Source organism: Bacillus sp. ABR (assembly GCF_056172715.1).
Map to the genome: position 1 here is coordinate 893,747 of NZ_JAOYSL010000001.1, position 18,356 is coordinate 912,102.

An 18,356-nucleotide genomic window follows, 5' to 3' on the forward strand; every position below is an offset into this window, starting at 1 on the left:
GACAGGCTCTTTTTTCTATGATACAGCTTCTTGTTTTCGAAAGGATGTGGCTTTGGATACAGAGCGATAAATTTTAGGTGCCAGCATCGCAAGTAATATAGTCAATGCGTAGTCTTTTACCATAAACCAGATCATAAAGAACCATGTGGTTTGATAGGAAATCGGTGCATTGAGCCATACATTTAATGCGAGGTATGTATAGGTCGTTCCAATCACATACATCACGGTCGTACCAGCAATGGCTGCAAGCAAAAAGCGGCCAAAGCCAGGGTTTTTTCTTTTTTCTAGAATGAATCCGGCAAGCCAGGCAGCAGGGATGTATGATAATACAAAGCCGCCGCTTTTGCCTAAAATGACCCCAAAGCCCGCAGAGAACTGAGCGAATACTGGTGCACCAGCAATTCCAACCAAGGCATAGACAATCATAGCTAATGCCCCGAGCCGTCTGCCTAGTAAGAGACCGGCAAGCACACAAAAAAACGGCTGCATCGTAAGTGGAATTCCGCCCACCTGTAAAAACGGCACAATGGATGTGATATTGGCCCCGATAGCCATGAGTGCAGCAAACATTCCGACTAGCACAAAGTCAGCAGTTCGTGTCTTCTTTTGCATGATGTTTCCCCCTGTCTTATCTGTACAAATAGATTAAGGGGAAGAAGAAATTTTGTCAACTTTTTTTTATTTTAAGTTAACAATAAAAACCCGCCCATCAAGAGGGCAGGTAGTTGATTAAGCTTCAGTCATAAAAGTGGCATCGATGGCTTTGCTGACAGGTACGTAATCATAGCCGAGATCACGAGCAACCGCTTCGTACGTGATATGTCCGTTCATGACATTGACGCCTTCTGCGATGGCGTTGTTTTCTCTAATGGCTTTAGCAGCGCCTTTATTCGCAATTTGCAGTGCATATGGAACAGTGACATTCGTTAACGCAACAGTTGATGTCCGCGGAACCGCACCTGGCATGTTGGCGACAGCATAATGCAATATGCCGTGTTTTTCATAAGTAGGTTGGTCATGGGTTGTGATATGATCAATGGTTTCGACAATGCCGCCTTGATCAATCGCTACATCTACAATGACAGAACCAGGCTTCATTTGTTTCACCATTTCTTCTGTCACAAGTGTCGGTGCTTTGGCACCAGGAATCAGCACAGCACAAATGAGAAGATCTGCTTCACTGACTGAATCTGCAATGTTGACAGGGTTGGACATTAACGTTTTCATTTGATGGCCAAATTGGTCGTCCAGCTGACGCAGGCGTTCTGCATTTACATCAATCAGGGTGACATCTGCGCCAAGTCCGATTGCCATTTTCGCTGCGTTTGTTCCAACAACTCCGCCGCCAATAATGGTGACCTTTCCTCTTGATACCCCTGGTACACCTGCAAGTAAAATACCCTTTCCGCCTTTTGGCTTTTCTAAAAATTGTGCACCTATTTGAGCGGCCATTCTGCCTGCTACTTCAGACATAGGTGTGAGAAGAGGGAGTGATTTTCCGTCCGTTACGGTTTCATAAGCAATGGCTGTAACGCCTTTTTGTTTTAATGCTTCAGCCAAGGAGGGCTCTGCGGCTAGATGCAGGTACGTAAATAAGATGAGTCCTTCTCTGAAATAAGGATATTCCTCAGGTAATGGTTCTTTTACTTTCATGATCATATCAGAAGATGCCCATACATCTTTCGCCTGATCAAGAATCTCTGCACCAACAGATACATAATCGTCATCAGTGAATCCGCTTCCAAAACCAGCGTTTGTTTCAATCAAAATCTGATGTCCAGCTGAAAGCAATTGAGAAGCTGCTCCTGGTGTTAATGCCACTCGGTTTTCATTGTTCTTAATTTCTTTCGGAATGCCGATGATCATGTTTATTCCTCCTATGCTTATCTATTCATATTGTATGTCTAGTGTATCCTGAAAGTTTAGAAAATTCTTCGGTTGAAATAAAAAATAAAAAAACGCCTCTTTGTGAAATTTCACAAATGGACGTTTTTTAGCTTCATATCAAGGTATATCGTCATTTTCTCATTCATGTTTTTTAAATCAATTTCTGCGATGTCTGTAATCCGTTTTAATCGATAATTTAAGGTATTGATGTGGATATTTAATTGCTTTGCGGCAATATTGGCATTGCTGTCACAGTCAATAAACCGTTCAAGTGTTTCGACAAGGTTGGAATGATGCCTCAGGTCGTAATCCTCCAGCTTCGATAAAGAGTAACTGGAGTAAGAAGAGCCCTTTCGCTTCTCAGCAAGCACATCAAGATATTGATAAATGCCTAGTTCAGAAAAGCTGTTTAAACGTTCTGTTTCAACTGGAAAGCGTTCTTTCGTTTTTAATACAGCCAGTGCTTCTTTATAGGAAGGCTGAATTTGAGAGATGTTATCGTAAATTCCTCCAATTGCTGCCTGAACATGCTGAATATGATACCGGTCCGCAAGTTGCTGCAGCATGCCGCTTGTGAATTGTTTAATATCTTGAAGCGGATGTTCTGTTTTTGGTGAGACAAGAATAATGAATTCGTGAAAATCAACAGTCGTTAACAATACCTGTACTTGCTGTGTTGTTTCAAGCAGATAGGACAGCTTTTTTTCTGTCTCCTCTGTGAGTTCGTCACGAAGACGGAAGATGATGATGGCATATGTGTCTGGACATCTGATGCCAAGTCTTAAAAAAAGGTCGAGCATCTCATCCTTTTCATGAATATGACCCGTAAGCATCTTCCAGAAAAGCTCCTGATTGCGTTCCTCTGTTTTCGTTTTTCGAATTTGTAAATTGAGTAATTTGTTTTTCACGGCATGTGCTGCCATTTTGAGAAGGTCCATTTCTTCTTCTGAAAATGGCTGCGTAGATTCAATCGCCCAAATAAATCCGAGCACTTCTTTGTCCTTCCAGATGGATATGGCGACCCTGCTAGATAAACCCACCTCTGCAATTTGAGGGACACGAAGCGGTTCGTCTGTTTTAAGGAGTGTAGGGATGATGCCGTCCTTCCAAAGCCGATTGATGACTTTTTCCGGTACCCGGCGGGAGATAATGGTTGAAGTTCTGGCGGGATCAGTAAAATCATTGTGTGTGCTATATGCCAATAATCGATGATGAGTATCTTCTATAGTAATAGGGCAATTGAGCACATCACTTATTTGGTCTGCCACATCCTCTAAACGATCAAGACTATACTTAAACGGATCTGTCTTTTTTGTCATAAAAAACCCCTGCTTTTTCGAATATTTCACGTACTTACATTATGAAGAGAATGAGGTACGTAAATCAACAAAAAACTGCCATAAACTTAAAAAAACAAAAAGTGTGAGAAGCAAGCAAGTGGATGTTGAAGCACGATGAAAAAGAAATAGTACAATAATAACGTAGTAAAAAATCAATAGGCGGAAAGGTCCACCAAAGTCGGTGGATACTTATTAAGAATATATGACCAAAAAACTGTTAAATACTAGATAAAAAGCGAAAAAACAGTAATTCTATAGACTCATTTTGTAAAATAAAAACAGATTTGTTTGACTGTGTATCATTTCTGTTTTTATAATAATAACGTCAAAAAATAAGTGGATTAGCCCATTATATGGCGGCTATGCACGGGAGGTAATGAGGAATATGTCAGGAATTATTCGCGTAACCCCAGAAGAACTAAGAGCGACCGCTAAGCAATATGGTGTTGAAAGTCAAGAAGTGTTAAACCAAGTTGATCGTCTAAATAGAATGATCTCTGATTTAAAAGGAATGTGGGAAGGTGCTTCTAGTGAAGCATTTGCTGATCAATACGAACAGCTTAAGCCTTCATTTATCAAAATGTCTGATCTATTAACAGATGTCAGCAATCAGCTTGATCAAACGGCAAATACACTTGAAAGCACTGACCAAGACATCGCAAGCCAAATCCGCGGCTAATCAAGGGGATTTCCTTTCTAAGTGTGAAAAGCAGAAACAGCGCCGAGTCTGTCAATGGATGCCGGCGCTCTTTCTATTTTGTGAGGTGGAAATTTGTGTATATCGATATTACCATCGACTTAAAAAATTATGATGGCAGTGTGTTTGATTTGAGACTATCAAATTATTTACATATTAAACAAGTCATCCATATCGCCTGGCAGGCAAAACAAATCTCTCTTCCAAAGCGGGAAGGCGGATGGGTGCGAGTAGTCAATAAGAAAGCTGTGTTTTCAGGCGAATATAAGCTGTCAGACTGCGGGATTACCACAGGAGACAGGCTGGAAATACTATGAAAGGACTTTTGTAAATGGCAGATAAAAAGAGTTCCTATTTAGAAGAACAATTAGAAGCAGTCATGAAAAAAGAGGGAGGCACCTATACCTTTATTTTTCAAAAAGAGACAATTAAACTCTTAGACGGTTTAGAAGCGGCACCGATCAAAGACATCAATCCTTCATTTCAGAAAGAGATTCAATTAACTGAAGATGAGGTCATCATTTCTATTCAACCGCCTCCTGCCTATCAGGAATTTCGTTTCATCCATGCAAAGGATGAAAAAAGCAAATGGATTTTTTCATACCAGCTTGTCGATGCAGTTCTTAAACACGACGTGAAGCGGCTGCATCCTATTGTTTCTCCTGAAAACATTGTTTTTCATCAAGGCTTAGCTCCTGCGTTTTTGCATTATGGAGTCAAAGAAAGCATCCCGCCATATGAAACTGATGAGCATCGCCTGTTAAAAGAGGTCAAGGCCGTCGTTCTTCGAGTGGTTGACCATGAATATCAATTTCAAGAATATGTGGCTTACAATGAAACGTTGAAATTATCTGAGCTGGCAAAAGAAATTAGTGAAACGAAGTCGCTGGAAGAATTGTCAGCTTTGATTGAGCAAAAGATCAAAGCAATCGATACGAAAGAAAAAACGCTATTAACCATCCCTAAAAAGAAATGGAAGATAGAGCGATACATCGGACTAGGTCTGCTTGTTCTGTTAATCCCTGCATTGGTGTACACCATTTACACCTTCTTTTTTGCCATGCCAAAACAAGAAGCATACGTCGAGGCAAACAAATATTATCTCAACAAGCAGTACAGTCAAGTGGTGGATACGTTAGAGAAGTATCCAGCCAATAAAATGCCAGTCTCTCTTCAATATGAACTGGCCATTTCGTATGTACAAACGAATCAAGGCAGCCTCTTACTTGATCAGCATAAAAAAGAAATCACAGAAACGTACACATTACAGACAGATCCGCAATACTTCCTATTCTGGATTCATATTGGACAAGGCAATAGCAAGGAAGCACTTGATATTGCACGGGTGCTTGGAGACGACAGGTACATATTCACGGCACTCGTCGCCTACCGCAATGAAATTCAAAACGATGACAGCCTTTCTGCTGAAGAAAAACAAAAACAGCTAGATCCAATCATTAAAGAAATGGCGAAATATGAAGAAAAAGAAACAACCGAGACAAGCACAAGTGACTCCTCGGGCGCAAGCCAAACAGATGAAACAGCTGAACAAAAAGAGCAATCAAAAGCCGATCAAGAGAAAAAAGAGAAAGAATCTGAAGCGAAAAAGAAAACCTCTCAGACAAAAAAAGATGAGAAAAAATAATTCTTTCGATACAACTGACAGTTGGTGCTGTCCGATGAGGAGGTGGAGCGTTTGAGTCTTCTTTGGGTTTTTTATGAGGAGGATTATCAAACCGTCCGTTTAGATGAGCAGTTCAATCGAGAAGCTCTGATTGGACCTGAAATAGAGCATACGGTGACAATCCCTTCACTTTCATTTGATGAAGGGACAATTCGTTTATCTCCTGATGAATCGAATGATGGTTTTACTATTTATCAGGGGAATGAGAAGAAAGGCAAATTACTTCCACATGAACCATATCAGCTTGGTTCACTCACATTTATTTTAATGGATGCACATCATGATCAGCATATTTATTACCTAGGAAATAGAGTTGAGCTATCTTTCTCACGTGATGAGAAAGATGAGGTCGATGTGTGGAAAGAACAAGCTCATTCCATGTTTCAAGATGCCAGCCAGTTCACTTTAGAGAAAATCGAAGGAACATGGTATGTCATGCCTCAGGACGAGACGATTTACGTGAACGGAAAGAAAATCAACGGTCCAGAGAAGGTTTATGCCGGAGATGAGCTGTTCTGGAACTTTCTGACGGTGACATTTATAGATGATGATTTATTACAGGTGACAGCTTACGAACCTTTTCAAACACGCTTGGAAAAAACAAGACCGCCAAGCACCGAAACAAAACAAAAATACCCTTCATACAGACGTACACCGCGTTTGATTTATGATTTACCAGATGACCGGGTATCCTTTAGCTTTCCTTCGCAGGAGAGTGAAAATAACAGCAGAGGGCTTTGGCTTGTTGTCCTTCCGCCGCTTGTCATGCTCCTTGTGATGGGGATTGTCGCCCTTATCCAGCCGCGCGGAATCTTTATTGTCGTGTCGATGGCGATGTTTATCATGACGTTAATTACATCGTCCGTTCAATACTTTAAAGAAAAATCACAGCGCAAAAGACGAGAAGAGAAGCGGCAGCGAGTCTATTCTCTTTATTTAGAAAATAAGCGGAAAGAGCTGCAGGAGCTGTATGACCGCCAGCAATATATTTTGACGTATCATTATCCGTCATTTGAACAAATGAAATATTTAACATCAGAAATCAGCGGCCGCATTTGGGAAAAGACGCTTGTGAGTGACGACTTCTTGCATCTGCGTCTTGGAACGGGCGCAGTTCCATCAAGCTATGAATTATCGATGAGCGGCGGCGATATGGCTAACCGGGATGTTGATGACTTAATGGAACAAACGCAGCACATGCAAAAAGTATATCGTGAAGTGAAGAATGTCCCGATTACATTCGGTCTTGCGGATGGTCCAACAGGATTAATTGGGAAGCCTGCGATTGTGAAAAATGAGCTTCATCAGCTTGTCGGGCAGCTTGCTTTCTCGCACAGCTATCACGATTTGAGATTTGTCTTTATCTTTCATGAGCAGGAGTATGAGAACTGGGAATGGATGAAATGGCTTCCGCACTTCCAGCTGCCTCATACATATGGCAAAGGGTTTATTTACAACGAACAAACACGCGATCAGCTGTTGTCCTCAATCTATGAAATTTTACGTGAGCGTGATTTAGAAGAAGAAAAAGAGAAGAAAATCTTTACGCCTCATTTTGTGTTCATCGTGACAAATCATGAGCTCATTGCCGAGCATGTGATTTTAGAATACTTAGAAGGCAGCCGGACAGATCTTGGCATTTCCATCATCTTTGCAGCAGAAACAAAGGAAAGTTTAGCTGAAAATATTTCGACGCTTGTCCGTTATATTAACGAAGAAGAAGGAGATATTCTCATTCAGCACAAGAAGGCAGTAAGAATTCCGTTTCAGCTTGATACACATCAGCGCGGGGACAATGAACTGTTTGCCAGAACCCTGAGAACATTAGATCATCAAGTCGGTATGACCAATTCGATTCCTGAGACGGTCTCATTCCTTGATCTTTTCCATGCCAAACAGGTAGATGACATTGGCATTCGTGAAAAATGGCTGACTTCAGAAACGGCCAAATCATTATCAGTGCCAATCGGTTATAAAGGGAAAAACGACATTGTCGATCTGAACTTGCATGAAAAAGCACACGGCCCGCACGGACTATTGGCGGGAACAACGGGATCAGGGAAAAGTGAATTTTTACAGACGTATATTTTATCGCTCGCTGTACATTTTCACCCGCACGAAGTTGCTTTCCTGTTGATTGACTACAAAGGAGGCGGAATGGCGCAGCCGTTCCGAAATATTCCTCATTTACTTGGAACGATCACCAATATTGAAGGCAGTAAGAACTTTAGTGAAAGAGCGCTTGCCTCAATTAAAAGTGAATTGAAGAAAAGACAGCGGCTGTTTGATCATTATCATGTGAATCACATCAATGATTATACGAAGCTCTATAAGGAGAAAAAGGCTGAGCAGGCAATGCCTCACTTGTTCTTAATCTCTGATGAGTTTGCTGAATTAAAAAGTGAAGAGCCAGACTTTATTAGGGAGCTTGTCAGTGCTGCACGTATCGGCCGAAGCCTCGGGGTCCATCTTATCTTAGCTACCCAAAAGCCAGGCGGGGTCATTGATGACCAGATTTGGAGTAACTCCCGCTTTAAGGTCGCACTCAAAGTGCAAGATGCGTCAGACAGTAAGGAAATTTTGAAAAATAGTGATGCAGCGTCCATTACCGTCACAGGCCGCGGCTATTTACAAGTGGGCAATAATGAAATTTATGAATTGTTCCAATCAGCTTGGAGCGGTGCACCATATATGGAAGATGGCTACGGGTCAGAAGATGATATTGCCATTGTGACTGATACTGGTCTTATTCCGTTATCAGGAGTAAGCACAGAGCCAGCAGTGAAAAAAGAGACAGTGACGGAAATTTCTGCTGTTGTGGATGAAATTGAACGTATGCAGCAAGAGCTTGGAATTGAGAAGCTGCCAAGTCCATGGCTTCCACCGCTTGAAGAGCGGATTCCAAAAACACGGTATGCGTCGAGTGAAGAGCATGTCTTCCATTTTGCGCTTGTCGATGAACCAGATCAGCAAAGCCAGCATCCACTTTCTTATCAAATGATGGAAGATGGGAACATTGGCATCTTTGGTTCCTCCGGCTACGGCAAATCACTTGCTGCTACAACACTATTGATGAGCTTTGCGGAGAGGTATTCACCTGAAGAATGGCACGCATATATTTATGATTTCGGAAACGGAACATTGCTTCCGTTAGCAAAACTGCCACATACGGCGGATTATTTCTTAATGGATCAGATGAGAAAGATTCAAAAATCAATGAAGCGTCTGCGGGAAGAGGTTGAATATCGCAAGCGGTTATTCAGACAGCAAGAAATGAGTCATATCAAAATGTACAATGCCTTAAATGAGAAAAAGCTTCCGTTCATTTTTATCGTGATTGATAACTTTGACATTGTCAAAGACGAAATGCATGATCTCGAATCTGAATTTATTCAGCTGAGCCGTGACGGACAATCACTAGGTATATACTTCTTGATTACAGCTACTCGGGTAAATGCAGTGCGTCAATCGCTGATGAACAATCTGAAAACTAAGATTGTCCATTACTTAATGGATCAAGGAGAGGCGTACTCGATTATTGGCAGACCGAAATTCAGTTTAGAGCCGATCCCAGGACGAGTGATTATCAACAAAGAAGAGCTTTATTTTGCGCAAATGTTTCTGCCAGTTGAAGGAGAGAACGATCTCGAATTGTTTGAGCATCTGAAACAAGAGATACAGCTTCTTCATGACCGCTTTGAAGCAGCCGAAAAACCAAAGCCTGTGCCAATGCTTCCTGATAAGCTGACAGTTTGGGAGCTTGAGAGTCGTTTAGATGAACAAAAACCGCCTTATGACATTCCAGTCGGATTAGATGAGGAATCTGTGGCACCTGTTTATTTTGACTTGAAAAAGAATAAACATTGCCTCATCATCGGTCAAACGCAGCGTGGGAAAACAAATGTGACAAAACTGATGCTTGATCAGCTTTTAATGGCAAAGCCTGAAAAGCTGGCTGTTTTTGATTCAATTGATCGAGGTCTATCCAATTATGCAAAAGAAGAGAACATTGATTACCTTGAAACAAAGGATGATATCACCGAATGGGCAGAAGAAATGGACCGCTTATTCAAGGTGCGGGAAGAGATGTATGTCGAAGCTGTACGCCGAGGAGAGACCGATCAGCTGTCATTTCCTCAAATTGTGCTTGTGATTGATGGCATTACGCGTTTTCAGCAGACGATCGATCCGCGTCTTCAAGATCAATTGGCTGATTTCATGAAGTCATATGCACACTTAGGCTTCAGCCTGATTGCATCAGGGAATCATACCGAGTTCAGTAAGGGTTATGATGCACTCACAAACGAAATCAAACAAGTTCGTCATGCCATGTTACTCATGAAAAAATCAGAGCAAAACATCATACCGCTTCCGTATGCAAGACAAGAACCAGACATTCAGCCAGGCTTCGGCTATTTGGTTGAAAACGGGAAAGAGAAGAAAATCCAGGTTCCTTTATGTGCGGTAGAAAGGAAGAGTGTTCAATGACAGAGCAGCAAAAAAGCTCCATCAAAATCATATCCACCATGATATTAATTCTTGTGCTGCCGGTTTTGTTTTTCCACCTGATTGGAGATGATCCGGCAAAGCAGAAGAAGAATGCCACACGAAATATTGCGGTGGTCAATGAGGATATGGGGGCGAGTGAAAGTGAAAACACGGCTCGTTTCGGACAGGATGTTGTGGCAGCATTGTCAGAGCGTCCTGATTATACATGGACTGTAGTGAATCGCAGTGCGGCGGAAAATGGACTGAAAAACAGAAAGTATGACGCTGTCCTCTATATTCCGTCTGACTTCTCTAAAAATGTGCTGAGCTATGATAAAGACCATCCGGAAAAGGCGTCCATTCAATTTTCGATTCAAGATCAGCTCAATGCAGTCAATAAAGAGAAAGTGCAAAGAGAGCTGGAAAATGCACAAAAGAAAATGAATGAACAGATGTCGACGTTATACTGGAGTTTTGTATCACAGGAAATTGGCAATGTGAGAGAAGAGTTTGAGCATATTGTCGGCAAAGAAGTCGAATTCCAAAACACGATGTACAACTTCTATAAACCGAACTCGAACAAACTATCAGATGCCGTACAGCAGCAGAAGAAACAAATAGAAGAATTAAAGAATGCAATGGCCGATTCACAGAAACAATATAAAGACGGCTTGAGTACAACAGAAGAAGCAAAGAACCAGTTAAAGGACTTTGTGAAAGTAGTCGATCAATACCAGCAGTATCAAGACAAACAAAAGGATCTCTTGATCAAAGCGCAATCAACAAGCCAAAAGCAAATCCAGCAAGGGCTCAAACAGCTCGCTGACATTCAAAACCAAAATGCCCGCAGCTTTAGTGATCAAATGGGCGGACTTAAAACAGACATCAACGGGGTACAAAGCCAGCTGAAAACAACTGACAGCGCCATCCAATCTGTTCAAAGGTCGAGAGAAGAGGCTATTCCTAAGCAATCAACGGGATTAACGGAACTTGTGAAGACGTCTCAGGAAGAACTGATTAAAAAGTATGAAGAGCGTTACTTAGAAGATTATCGAAATAAAATATCAGCCCTGCAGACAAAGCTATTAGCAAAAAGGCAAGAGTTAATGGACGAGCCGGAACCGCCAGTTGATTCTGATGATGACGGGCCATCAGACCAAGATAATGAAAACCCAGAAGAGATTGGGATTAACTTAGATGAAGAAACAAATGAACTCTCACAAATTTCAATAGAGATGAATGAGCTTGCGGATCAATTAGGAGAACCGGAAACACCGCCTTCGACTGAAGATGGGGAACAAGGTGAAAGCGGTGAAAATCCTGCTCAGCCAGATACTAGCAGTAAGAATTCATCGCAGGATGACCTAAAAGCACTCTCAACTCGCTTAGATGAAGTGAAAAAGAAAATTCAAGAAAAAGCTGCTGCTCATAATGACGAATTGAAAGATAAAGTGAGTCAAATGAGTAAAGAGCTTGAGAGTCTGACGAAAAAAGTAGATAAACTTGAAAAGATGATTCTATCGTTACAAGATCGATATAATGTCATTCCAAATGAAATCAAAAATCAGGAATCATCCATTGTCAGCAAAGTAAAAGAGCTGAAGCGCAGAAATTCACCGATTAGTAATGTCTTTAGCGATAATCTTTTTGAGAAAAAATTTGAAACGAAATCAACAAGAACTAAAAAATTAATGGACTATTCAAATCAACTCTCTCAGCTAGAGCTGATGATCGCAAATGTCTATCAACCATCTAATAACTCTTCTCTATATGACACAAAAGGAGAAGAAATCCAATCCATCCTCTCCATCAAAAAAGAAGAAACAGAAAACTGGGATAAGCTCAAAAACCAGATGCTGACATCAAACGATGATGTGTCTACTTTTATTGATGAGATGCAGAAGTTTTCAGATGGCTATGCGGAGTACATCACGACTCAGCAGGCAAGCATGGAACAGGAATTACAGACAATTGCTGAAAGTGCGGACAATGTAGCTGAGCAAATGGCTGATCAAGGAGATGCGGTATATACAGCAGACCTTGCAGGCAGTTCAATTGTTGTCAGTGCACAGGATTCAATTGGTCAGGAAGTGCTTCGTCTTTCTGAAAATATGAGTTCGTTAACCGACCGCCAAAAAGGGGTGGCGGATTATACGAATAACATTGAAGAGAGTGTCACAACAGTACAAGAAAAAGCAGATACGCTGAATGAAAACTGGAGCAAGAATGTCGACTCTACAAAACTTGTTCAGCAAGATTTAAAAGGTATTTTAGGAAATACATTAAGTGATCAAGGCAACAGCAACTATGTGTATAACCATTTAGCCAATCCGCTGAAAATCAGCGGCGATGTGCCGGAAGAAAAAACGCAGACTGTACCGCCGGTCGTCATTTTGGTCATTGTGATGATCAGCAGTTTGTTAATTGGCTTTTTCAGCTCGTATTATGCGTCAGCTCCGATGCTGGTCAAAGGTGCACTGTTTGGCATCTTAAATCTATTAGTCGGACTCATGATCAGCTTGTTTGGACTGAACATTTACAAGCTTGCAGATGATCAAGCCATTCAATGGTCGATCTTCACCATTTTGTTATTAGTGGCGTGCTCTGCCTTTATTCGCACGGCCTTCCTTTTCGGTTCCATTGCCGGATGGATGGCAGCAACGGCGCTTATTTTCTTCTTTGTCGCACCATTAATTGATTTGGTGATGCCGAATTTCCACTTTACCAATCCAGTGACAGACGTGTACCTGTCGATCCAATATGGAAATGGAGACACCTTTGGAATGGGCGTCACAGGGTTAGTGATTTTAACTGTCCTTTTCATGGTCGTACCGCTTGTGAAAAAGCTATGGAAAGATAAAACAGAGGAACGTGATGTGACTCATGAAGCTTAATCTATTCGTGAAAGGGGCGGCACTCGCTGCCGTTTCCCTTTTTCTCCTCATCCCTGCCGCTTTTGCTGCTGGTGAAGATACGGATACGAATGTCAAGCCGAATGAATATCAGGAAAAGGAGCTCAATATTAACTCGAGTATATTGAGGGATCAAACGAAATATGAACAAAGTAAAACAACGTCAAAGGTCAAAACAGACATTCATTTTGCTGAACCGCCTAAAGCCCCGGGTGGATCTCTTTCTCCGCAGCTTTTCAGTGATCTAAAAGAGAACCCACCCAAAACACCAGCTCACATGATGAAAGAGATGAATATCTCTTTTAGTGATTCGGCTGTATCAGCACCTTCTGAGGATGAACATGAGAAGCAGACATCAGCACTGCTCCCGATTATCTTTGGTTTCTTGATAGCCCTTGGTCTCGTCGTGATGATTATCCTGATTCCAAAGGTGAATGCGAAGGCTGAAAAGAAATAGTCTGTCTCTTTTAAAAGAGGCAGGCTTTTCTTTATGCAGATTGCTTGATGTCCCACCGTTTCACTACGTAAAATAGTGATATCAAGGGAGGAGATTGTCATTCGAATTTCAATCGTTACAGGCGGATCAAAAGGTTTTGGCCTAGCACTTGTGAACAGGCTGCTTTCACGCGGGGATCATGTGTACACAGCAGCAAGAAGTGCATCGCCGATATCCCATCCAAAGCTCACACATACTCAGGTCGATCTGACGGATGAAGAAGCAGCGGCCAAATGGCTTCAACATAGTCTCATGCCGCAAACTCTGGCAGATGCTGATGACATCTTATTCGTCAATAACGCAGGAATGGTTACACCTATCAAACGCGTTGGACAAGGCGGACAGGATACGCTTCATCAGCATTACAAGTTGAATCTTGTCATTCCTGTTTTGCTGAGCCATGTGTTTGCCAAACAGACTCAATCTTTTATCGGGAAGAAAACGATCGTTCATCTCTCTTCTGGAGCGGCGAAAAACCCATACAAAGGCTGGAGTGCGTATTGCAGTTCAAAAGCAGGACTCGATATGTTTATGAGGACTTTTCATGAGGAACAGCAGGACGAGGCGCATCCGATCAACACGTTTTCCTTTTCACCCGGCACGATCGATACAGATATGCAGGGGGAAATTCGGAAGTCATCAAAACAAGACTTTGAACAAATAGACCGTTTTCAGCAATTATATGAAACAGGCACACTGAAGAGTCCAGATGAAGTCGCAGGTATTTTGCTCGATCTTTTAGGAGATGATCCAGCTGGCGGATGTGTCTACGATGCACGTGAGTATGTGAAAAAACAGTCATAACGACTGCTGCAGCGTAAAGACAAACCCTTGCATTCGGTGTCAGGCCTGCGTGCTAGTGCTCACGAATGTCAAATTCGCTCCGCGCCAGTACTCGGCCTTCCTAGACTTCAAGGGTTTTCATATCACGCTGAAAAGAAGAAAAAAAGCAGTCATAACGACTGCTTTTTTCGTATTGTACAAGCAAAAACAGCTCATTTGACATAAGCTATTTTTGAGACTCATAGAAAATATAACAGAACATTTGAGTTTCTTTTCAGAATATGTTAGGATGCTAAAAATATAGATAAGGAGGGGTTTCCATGAGAAAGGTTACATTAATGGATGTTTACACCCATCCAGTCGCTCAAAAATATTTAAATCGTTCAGGTAAAGCCCATGCGATTGCTTGTGCTTATCACGCATTCAAACTGGCGGTGCAGGCTGGGATTAATCCAGATCTCGCTGTGAAAGCAGCCCTCTTGCATGACATCGGCCACTATGAATGGTATACAGCTGGCGGAGAATGGGATTACGAGACATATAGACGGAATGATATTCATGCCATTAAAGGTGCAGAGCGTGCTCACAAACTGCTCATACGCCTCGGTGAGGAACCAAAGGCAGCCAAAGATATTGCGCTTGCAATTCTGCTTCATACGGATTCATATTTGCCAGAGGGCGACCTTCATAAGGACACACTCCAGCAAATCGTTAAGAAAGCAGATGAAATGGATGAAGAGCCTGGCGGGCATCACCATTACAGACAAATAGACGAATCACTTGCAATGAAAAAAATCACGGAATTGGATCAGAAAGTGCAACAGGCACTTCAGCCCATGAAACGCTCTGTTTAGTATGGAATGTCACCATGAATATTTCCATGCTGATCGACATACAATGTGCGAATAACGGTACGGTTAAATGCTGATGTACCTGATGCAGTGAGTCCAGTGTAATGAACCGTGACAGAATAAGCACCTTCTTTTTTCAATTGAACAGCTGATGAAGCAGTTGTTTTGAGAGGATGATCTTTTTGGGCATCCTTAAAGTAAAAGGTTTCTACTTTCTTGCTTAATCGTTTAATCAGACCGCTTGAATGGGTTGATGCATCATCCCCTGATTTCGCTGCTTCTGCTATGATTTCTTCATTTAATGGTGAATCAAAGGATACGAGCAGCAAATAAGGAGTCATTTTTTCTGAATTTGATCGAATTGTCCATTTTCCAGGAACGGGTTTATTGATTTGCACATGGTGCGAAAATGCGCCTTCATATGGGAAAGATGCTTCCGATGTCTTCAGATTTGTTAAGACGTCTCCATTTGGGGCGATGATTTCCGGTCGCGCCTCCTGCCTTTCATTTAACCACTGAATCGATAAGCCATTCGTTCCTTCCTCTACATAGAACGCTTCTGTTTTATCCTTTTCACTTTCTCCGCCTTTCACATAAACATCTGTATTCAGCTCAGTAGAGTTCGGGCTCTCTATATTTTCACTTCCAGTGCTTGCGGCATTTGCCAGCAGCTGATGCTGGAACACAGGGAACATGCTTGTGCCGTTTTTAATGGAGTTGTGATCCCATTTCCCTGTTAAAATATTGTTTGCATATGATAGTCTTGTGCTGCTTACCGTGACGGCGCCATCGTTTGCACCAAAGCTCTTTAAATACATGCCGCCTAAGTACAGCACCCCGCCAAATGTGCCCCATTCCGATCCCGAATAAGTGATGTATTTTTGAGGAAACTTCTCCAGCTTGTCGGTTTCACTTCGAAAAGCCGCCATGAGCCCCGTTTGCAAAGAATAGAGCGCATCGCTTTTTTGTCCAAGAATTTCCGCGAGCCAGCTTCCGCCCTTGCTATACGCTAAATCTGCAAGCGGCGTCCCGTAATGAGGGGAGCCAAGTGTGATGACCTTCTCTACATATGGATGGGCATTGTGATACACGAGTGCGGACTGTGTATCCACCCCGCCTTTACTATGACCAATCACAATGAGTTTTCGACCGAACACATCATAGATTTCTTTTAGCTTTTCTGCTAATAGTTTGCCATTCTTTTTCGTATCCTGATCTGGATACAAATCTATGAATGCGCTTTCGTATCCGTTCAGAACAGCTTGCTTTGCCATGTCGTTTCGGTCGAACCATGTGGAGGAGGAGCTGTTAATGCCGTGAACAAAAACAAGTGGCGGTTTTGACTCGTCTTTTTGAACTGGCGCTTCTCCTTTAAACCACTTCCCCGGTGTCCCAGGTTCATCTCCAATTGATCCTGCATACGCATAACTTGCAAAGGAAAAAAAGAGCATGACAGCAGCGAGACAGATGAGTTTTTTCAAGATCATTCACCTCTTCAAATGATTTAAGTTGTTGGCAGCACCAATCTATTATACTTCCAAAAGATGTAAAATAACATAAAATGTTAAAATATGGTATTTATGTTGTGGGTTTGCCCTGAGTGACATTCACATGGGTCATTGCATACGCTGTGGGTAAATACACAAGTAAAGGGGCAGGTAGGATGGCACAACAAGGAAGTCCACAGCTTGTTTCATTAGTTGATCCATATGTTTATCAAACATTGCAAAAAGTAATCGGTATGAGATTAATTGTTCAAACAGTGAAAGATACGGTGCGTGGAAAATTGAAAGAAGTCATGCCGGATCATATTGTCATTGAGGCGGGGACAAAATCAGTTTTTTATGTGCGGATCCAGCAAATTGTATCGGTGATGCCTGATCACAGTGAAAGAGTGTAACAAGCAGACGCAAAGGTGTCTGCTTTTTTCATGCTTACAGAATGTATATCTGGAAAAAGTGCATGATATACCAATTGTTCTTTTTTTTACAAAAAATAAGGTTCTAAAACAAGAAGCAGTTGACAGAAGGTGGGTTGAATAGTAGTTTTTTAATAAGATCAATACGTAACAGGAGGAGCATCTTTGTTAAAATCTAAAGTTCATTTTTGGACATTCCAAATATTACTTGTTTTACTCATTGTTTATGTATCAACAAAGGTTTCGTTTTTATTTCAGCCGATTATTTTATTTGCTTCAACCTTGTTTGTTCCCATCTTGCTGGCTGGAATTCTCTTTTTCATCTTTAATCCAATTGTTCGATTTTTGTCCAAGAAAATTCCTAGGACACTGGCTATCCTGATCATTTATCTTTTGTTCATCGGACTCATCACGTTCATTGTGAATGCTGCGGGACCGATTATTGTCACGCAGGTCGGTGGACTTGTCAAAAGCTTCCCTGGTTATGTGACGGATATGCAGAAATTTATGAATGACTTCTCGCATTCTAAAACATTTACTTGGATGATGAACCAAGATTATGTCTCCGTCTCGAAGTTTGAACAGACAATTGTTTCGACATTAAAAGATTTGCCGGAAAATATTGCTTCAAGTATGTCTGCTGTGTTTGGCGTGATTGCCAATATTGCTTTAGCTGTGATCACAGTTCCGTTCATTTTGTTTTATATGTTGAAAGACGGACATAAGTTTCCGGACAAGCTTGTTCAATTTTTGCCAATGCCTTACCGTAAAGAAGGATTGAAAATCTTTAAAGAATTAAACGATACGCTTGCGGCTTACATACAAGGGCAGATTGTTGTCTGTTTATTTGTTGGAGTGGCTTGTTTTATCGGGTACTTATTAATTGGTGTGAAATATGCGCTCATTCTCGGTATTATCATTGCGGTCACGAATGTGATTCCTTACCTTGGGCCATATCTTGGCGCGGCACCAGCTGTGCTTATTGCGTTTCTTGATTCGCCTGGAAAAGCTGTGGTGACAGTGATTGTGATTCTTGTCGTTCAGCAAGTTGATGGAAATGTCATTTCTCCATTGATTATTGGTAAACGCCTCAACACACATCCTTTGACCATTATCCTGCTATTAATTGGGGCAGGAAGCTTTGGCGGAATTCTTGGTATGATCTTTGCGGTTCCTGTTTATGCACTGCTCAAAGCCATCACCTTGAATATTGTCAGATTGGTGCAGCTGCGTCAGCGATCTCGTAAGGAACAGCATTTAAACGTCTAGGACAGATGCACACCTTTTCCCTTTTTGCATA

General features: G+C 41.7%; 14 protein-coding genes. 10 read left to right on the forward strand and 4 right to left on the reverse strand.

The annotated features are described in order from the left end of the window. Positions 1-15 precede the first annotated feature (15 nt). From OIT90_RS04545 to OIT90_RS04555, 3 genes are all read right to left on the reverse strand, one after another. Positions 16-612: a biotin transporter BioY gene (locus OIT90_RS04545; protein ID WP_034282595.1), complete on the reverse strand. Its 597-nt coding sequence runs from the start codon at positions 610-612 to the stop codon at positions 16-18. A 117-nt stretch (positions 613-729) separates the two neighbouring features. After that, positions 730-1,866 carry an alanine dehydrogenase gene (ald, locus tag OIT90_RS04550; RefSeq protein ID WP_034282594.1) on the reverse strand — a complete coding sequence of 379 codons (1,137 nt, stop codon included), beginning with the start codon at positions 1,864-1,866 and terminating at the stop codon, positions 730-732. Positions 1,867-1,976: 110 nt separating this feature from the next. Then, the gene (locus OIT90_RS04555) at positions 1,977-3,206 is read right to left on the reverse strand and encodes a PucR family transcriptional regulator (protein WP_039181162.1); all 1,230 of its coding nucleotides are present in this window, start codon (positions 3,204-3,206) and stop codon (positions 1,977-1,979) included. Between the two features lie 406 nt (positions 3,207-3,612). Here OIT90_RS04555 and OIT90_RS04560 point away from each other — a divergent pair, with 406 nt between their 5' ends. The 8 genes from OIT90_RS04560 to OIT90_RS04595 all read left to right on the forward strand — a co-directional run bounded on the left by OIT90_RS04560 (position 3,613) and on the right by OIT90_RS04595 (position 15,141). Further along, entirely contained in the window at positions 3,613-3,906 is a 294-nt protein-coding gene (locus OIT90_RS04560) for a WXG100 family type VII secretion target (protein ID WP_003213769.1), read from the forward strand. A 95-nt stretch (positions 3,907-4,001) separates the two neighbouring features. Further along, positions 4,002-4,241 (forward strand): ESX secretion system protein YukD, encoded by a 240-nt coding sequence (gene yukD / locus OIT90_RS04565; protein WP_003213579.1) that lies wholly within the window; start codon positions 4,002-4,004, stop codon positions 4,239-4,241. A 14-nt stretch (positions 4,242-4,255) separates the two neighbouring features. Further along, positions 4,256-5,569, forward strand: coding sequence for a type VII secretion protein EssB (gene essB, locus OIT90_RS04570; protein ID WP_024425959.1), 1,314 nt, complete (start codon positions 4,256-4,258; stop codon positions 5,567-5,569). A gap of 51 nt (positions 5,570-5,620) precedes the next feature. Further along, a complete protein-coding gene (gene essC / locus OIT90_RS04575) occupies positions 5,621-10,096 on the forward strand; it encodes a type VII secretion protein EssC (protein ID WP_474892296.1) in 4,476 nt (1,491 codons plus the stop codon). Beyond that, positions 10,093-12,990: a type VII secretion protein EsaA gene (gene esaA, locus OIT90_RS04580; protein ID WP_474892297.1), complete on the forward strand. Its 2,898-nt coding sequence runs from the start codon at positions 10,093-10,095 to the stop codon at positions 12,988-12,990. Before essC ends, esaA begins: the two co-directional genes overlap by 4 nt. Next, positions 12,980-13,465: a type VII secretion protein EssA gene (gene essA, locus OIT90_RS04585; protein WP_039181152.1), complete on the forward strand. Its 486-nt coding sequence runs from the start codon at positions 12,980-12,982 to the stop codon at positions 13,463-13,465. The genes esaA and essA overlap by 11 nt, the downstream gene beginning before the upstream one ends. A gap of 99 nt (positions 13,466-13,564) precedes the next feature. Continuing rightward, a complete protein-coding gene (locus OIT90_RS04590) occupies positions 13,565-14,308 on the forward strand; it encodes a (S)-benzoin forming benzil reductase (protein ID WP_342503261.1) in 744 nt (247 codons plus the stop codon). A gap of 299 nt (positions 14,309-14,607) precedes the next feature. Continuing rightward, entirely contained in the window at positions 14,608-15,141 is a 534-nt protein-coding gene (locus OIT90_RS04595) for an HD domain-containing protein (RefSeq protein ID WP_024423336.1), read from the forward strand. Here OIT90_RS04595 and OIT90_RS04600 read toward each other — a convergent pair. Further along, a complete protein-coding gene (locus OIT90_RS04600; protein WP_338592519.1) occupies positions 15,138-16,625 on the reverse strand; it encodes an esterase/lipase family protein in 1,488 nt (495 codons plus the stop codon). The genes OIT90_RS04595 and OIT90_RS04600 overlap by 4 nt on opposite strands. A gap of 176 nt (positions 16,626-16,801) precedes the next feature. Between OIT90_RS04600 and OIT90_RS04605 the strand changes: the two genes are divergently transcribed. Beyond that, a complete protein-coding gene (locus tag OIT90_RS04605) occupies positions 16,802-17,038 on the forward strand; it encodes a YuzF family protein (protein WP_034282580.1) in 237 nt (78 codons plus the stop codon). Between the two features lie 183 nt (positions 17,039-17,221). Continuing rightward, the gene (locus tag OIT90_RS04610) at positions 17,222-18,325 is read left to right on the forward strand and encodes an AI-2E family transporter (protein ID WP_039181146.1); all 1,104 of its coding nucleotides are present in this window, start codon (positions 17,222-17,224) and stop codon (positions 18,323-18,325) included. Positions 18,326-18,356: the final 31 nt, after the last annotated feature.